The organism is Polaromonas sp. P1_G2 (assembly GCF_056405515.1).
Genome location: NZ_JBFUBY010000412.1, coordinates 1 through 4,121 on the forward strand (window position 1 = coordinate 1; position 4,121 = coordinate 4,121).

The following is a 4,121-nucleotide window of genomic DNA, read 5'->3' on the forward strand; positions in this document are numbered from 1 at the left end:
GCCAGGTGCTTTGCGGCTGCGCGCACAGCTCGGCAGCAGCGGTGGGCGTCGGCGCGCGCACGTCGGCGCAAAAGTCGGCGATGGTGAAGTCGGTTTCATGGCCCACGCCGCTGACCACCGGCACCGGCGAGGCCACGATGGCCCGCGCGAGCTGTTCGTCATTGAAGGCCCACAAGTCTTCCATAGCGCCGCCGCCGCGCACCAGCAGCAGGACGTCAACCCGGTCCTGGGCGCGCCTCTGGTAGGCCTTATGGAGGGCCTCGCGCAATTCGCCCGCAGCCTGCGCGCCCTGCACGCTGGCCGGGTAGACCACCACGGGGATGTGCGGCACACGCCGCTGCAGCGCGCTCACCACGTCATGCAGGGCCGCGGCGCCCAGCGAGGTGACGACGCCGATCGCACGCGGCAACAGGGGCAAGGGGCGCTTGCGGCCCTGCTCGAAAAGGCCCTCAGCCTCCAGCTTGGCCTTGAGCTGCAGGAACTGCTCGAACAGGTTGCCCTGCCCGGCCTGACGCATGGATTCCACCACCAACTGCAGCTCGCCGCGCGGTTCATACACGCCCAAGCGGCCGCGCAGCTCCACCAGTTGGCCGTCCCGCGGGGCGAAATCGAGCAAACCGGCCGCGCGGCGAAACATGGCGCAGCGGATCTGGCCCTGCTCATCCTTGAGGGAAAAATAGCAATGGCCGCTGGCCGCCCGCGAAAACCCGCTGATTTCGCCCTGCACCGCTACCGGGTTGAAGCGCGCCTCCAGGCTGTCCGCAATCGCGCGCAGCAGGGAGCCCACCGGCCAGATACGCACACCCGCCTCGCGTCCGGCCGGAAACGGCCTCTCGGGACGCGCCGCTGGCTCAAACACGGCCAAACCCCTTGATTTCGCGGGGGCAGTACTCCACAGAGCGCCGTCCCGCATGGGTGAAAGACCCTGTTCCCTGCGGATGACGCGATAAATTCGTGTAACTCATTGATTTTGAATAACTTAATTCTGCTCAAATTTTCATCGTTTTGTCATATTCACGATTTGACGCGGCTTGGCGGGCGCACCGCCCTCACTTGCTCACAAAGTTATCCACAACTTCTGTGGGCTACGTCTGACAAAAACCGGATATTGAAAACATTCGTGGTGGATGCGCCGCGCATCGCGCGGCGCTGCAGTATCTGTAAGCCATAATCCACCACAAATTATCTGCTTGGAGATGTGCATTGTTTTCGATCATACAAGCCGCAGGCTGGCCGATCTGGCCCTTGGTTGCCTGTTCCGTCTTGGCTCTCGCCCTGGTTATCGAGCGTTTCACCAGCCTCAAAATCCGCAAAGTCGCGCCCCCCAAGCTGCTTGACGAAGCCATCACCGTCTCCCGCGCGTCCATTCCTTCGCCCGACGTCGTCGCGCAGCTCGAGCAGAACTCGGTGCTCGGTGAAGTATTGGCCAGCGGCTTTCGCGCGCTGAACACCAACCCACGCATCAGCGAGGACGATCTGCGCTCCATCCTCGAAGGCGCCGGGCGCCAGGCGGCGCACAAGCTGGAGCGCTACCTCGCGGCCCTGGCGACCATCGCCTCCGCCGCCCCGCTGCTGGGCCTGCTGGGCACGGTGATCGGCATGATTGRAATCTTCGGCTCCCAGGCGGGCGGCGGCGGTGTCGGCGGCGCGACCGGCGGCAACCCGGCGCAGCTGGCGCACGGTATTTCGATCGCGCTCTACAACACGGCTTTCGGCCTGATGGTGGCCATTCCAGCGCTGATCTTCTGGCGCTATTTCCGGGCCCGCGTGGATGGCTACCTGCTGAGCATGGAACTGGCCGCCGAGCGCTTCGTCCGCCACCTCAATACTCTCCGCAAATGAACTTCCGCCCGCATCCCCACGACGAACCGGAGATCAACCTGATCCCCTTCATCGACGTGCTGCTCGTGGTGCTGATCTTCCTGATGCTGTCCACCACCTACAGCAAGTTCACCGAGCTCCAGGTCAAGTTGCCGGTAGCCGACGCCGAGCAGCAACGCGACTATCCCAAGGAAGTCATTGTCGCGGTGAGCAGCGACGGCCGCTACATGGTGAACAAGACCCTGGTCGAAGGCCGCGGCATCGAGGCGCTGGGCACCGCGCTGGCCGAGGCGGCCAAGGCTGGCAAGGAGAGCGTCATCATCATCAGTGCCGACGCCAGCGCCACGCACCAGGCGGTCATCACCGTCATGGAGGCGGCGCGCCGCCAGGGCCTCACACAAATCACTTTTGCCACACAGAGCGCCGCGATGGGCGGGGCGAAATAAGCCCCTGGCCACTCCCGGCCGCAACAGCCGCCCTCCCCCGCGAAACGGCCGTGAAACACCTTCTGCAGAACGCCTGGCTCACCCGTGGGGCGCTGGCATGCCTGCTCTGGCCGCTGGCTCAGCTATACGGCCTGCTGGTGCGCCTGCGCCGGGCCCTGTACCGCCACGGCCTCCTGCGGTCCGAGCGTTTCAAGGTTCCCGTTGTGGTGGTCGGCAATGTGGTCGCCGGCGGGGCCGGCAAAACCCCCTTGGTAATCGCCCTTGTCAGGCATCTCCAGGCGCGGCATATTGCGGGGCTGGCTGCTGCCGGCCGGCCCGCTGCGCGAACCCTGGCCCGGGCGCAAACGTCATGGCCTGGACCTTGTGCTCCATACCGGGCAAAAACCCGCCTTCGAAGGCTTCACCTCCAGCCGGCAACTGGCGGAAGACGCCTGGTCACCCGGCGGCGACCGGGTCGCGCTGGCCGGCTTGCGCGGCCGGCCGGTGACGGCGCTGGCGGGCATCGCCAATCCACAGGCGTTTTTCGGCATGCTGGAGGACCGCGGCCTGACGCTGGAAGCCACCATCACCCTGCCCGACCACCATGTCTTCAGCGAGGCCGACCTGGCTGGGCTGCGAGGCCGGACCGTGCTGTGCACCGAAAAGGACGCCGTCAAGCTGTTTGCCCTGCCGGGCGCCGCCGGGTTGGACCTGCTGGCCGTGCCCCTGGTGTTTTCGCCTGAACCGGCCTTTTTCGCCGCCTTTGACGCACTGCTGGCGCCCCTGCTTTCTCCATTACCATCGAAACATGGACACCAAACTGCTTGAATTGCTGGTCTGCCCCGTGACCAAAGGCCCGCTTGACTACGACCGGGAAAAACAGGAACTGCTCTCCCGCAGCGCCCGGCTGGCTTACCCCGTGCGCGACGGCCTGCCCGTGCTGCTGGAAAGCGAAGCACGCACCATGACCGACGAAGAGCTGGGCCTGTGAGCTTCACTGTCCTGATCCCGGCCCGGCTGGCCTCCACCCGCCTTCCCAACAAGCCGCTGGCCGACATAGGCGGCGCCCCCATGGTTGTGCGCGTTGCCCAGCGCGCCATGCAAAGCGCGGCCTTGCGCACCGTCGTCGCAACCGACAGCCAGGAAATCATTGAAAGATGCGCGTCCTTCGGCGTCTCGGCCGTGCTGACCCGCGTCGACCACCCCAGCGGCAGCGACCGGCTGGCCGAAGCCTGCGGCGTGCTGGGCCTGGCGGATGAGGACATCGTGGTCAACGTCCAGGGCGACGAGCCGCTGATAGCCCCGGCGCTGATCAACGCCGTGGCGAGCCTGCTCAACGAACGGCTCGACTGCGCCATGAGCACTGCGGCGCACCCCATAGGCCAGCTGGCCGACCTGCAGAACCCGAACGTGGTCAAGGTGGTGCTGGATGCCCGCCACACCGCGCTCTACTTCAGCCGCTCACCGATTCCGGCGGGCCGCGACTTCGCCGGCCAGGCCTGGTGGGAAACCGGCAGCACGCTGCCCAAGCCGCTGCGCCATGTAGGCATCTACGGCTACCGCGTGGGTTTTCTGCGGGAGTTTCCCCGCCTTCCCCAGGCGCCGCTGGAGCAGCTCGAGCAACTGGAGCAGCTGCGCGCCCTGTGGCATGGCCACCGCATCGCCGTGCACATCACCGACGACGCGCCCGGCCCGGGCGTCGACACCGCAGAAGACCTGGACCGCGCCCGCAAGCTGTTTACCTGAGCGCGCCTTCCCGCCGGGAAGCCCTTGCCTGTAAGGTGCTGTCAGGGGTGCATGCTATCCTTGGGAAAAACGCAAGTGGAAGGCCTGCAGGACGCGCTGGCAACCCTTCACACCTGCCCCAAGCAACCC

Annotated in this window: 5 protein-coding genes and 1 pseudogene; 5 read left to right on the plus strand and 1 reads right to left on the minus strand. The window is 66.1% G+C overall.

Annotation, left to right across the window (positions count from 1 at the left end; genetic code table 11):
• Nucleotides 1-859, minus strand: an 859-nt coding sequence (xseA, locus tag AC1D0P_RS24420; RefSeq protein WP_477679098.1) for an exodeoxyribonuclease VII large subunit, incomplete at its 3' end; no start/stop codon positions are given.
• A gap of 344 nt (nucleotides 860-1,203) precedes the next feature.
• On the opposite strand from xseA, the gene AC1D0P_RS24425 reads away from it, so the two are divergent.
• From AC1D0P_RS24425 to kdsB, 5 genes and pseudogenes are all read left to right on the plus strand, one after another.
• Complete coding sequence (locus AC1D0P_RS24425) at nucleotides 1,204-1,842, plus strand: MotA/TolQ/ExbB proton channel family protein (RefSeq protein ID WP_477679099.1); 639 nt, start codon at nucleotides 1,204-1,206, stop codon at nucleotides 1,840-1,842.
• Nucleotides 1,839-2,267 carry an ExbD/TolR family protein gene (locus AC1D0P_RS24430; RefSeq protein ID WP_477679100.1) on the plus strand — a complete coding sequence of 143 codons (429 nt, stop codon included), beginning with the start codon at nucleotides 1,839-1,841 and terminating at the stop codon, nucleotides 2,265-2,267. Before AC1D0P_RS24425 ends, AC1D0P_RS24430 begins: the two co-directional genes overlap by 4 nt.
• A gap of 50 nt (nucleotides 2,268-2,317) precedes the next feature.
• Nucleotides 2,318-3,074: pseudogene (locus AC1D0P_RS24435) on the plus strand (tetraacyldisaccharide 4'-kinase).
• On the plus strand, nucleotides 3,055-3,237 hold the full coding sequence (locus AC1D0P_RS24440; protein ID WP_477651974.1) for a Trm112 family protein: 183 nt from the start codon (nucleotides 3,055-3,057) through the stop codon (nucleotides 3,235-3,237). Before AC1D0P_RS24435 ends, AC1D0P_RS24440 begins: the two are co-directional and overlap by 20 nt.
• Nucleotides 3,234-3,992, plus strand: a complete 759-nt coding sequence (gene kdsB, locus AC1D0P_RS24445; protein ID WP_477679101.1) for a 3-deoxy-manno-octulosonate cytidylyltransferase — start codon at nucleotides 3,234-3,236, stop codon at nucleotides 3,990-3,992. Before AC1D0P_RS24440 ends, kdsB begins: the two co-directional genes overlap by 4 nt.
• Nucleotides 3,993-4,121: the final 129 nt, after the last annotated feature.

Bases quoted from the DNA above. Each gene is read 5' to 3' on its own strand.
- AC1D0P_RS24440 (WP_477651974.1), top strand. From the start codon at position 3,055: ATGGACACCAAACTGCTTGAATTGCTGGTCTGCCCCGTGACCAAAGGC.
- AC1D0P_RS24430 (WP_477679100.1), top strand. From the start codon at position 1,839: ATGAACTTCCGCCCGCATCCCCACGACGAACCGGAGATCAACCTGATC.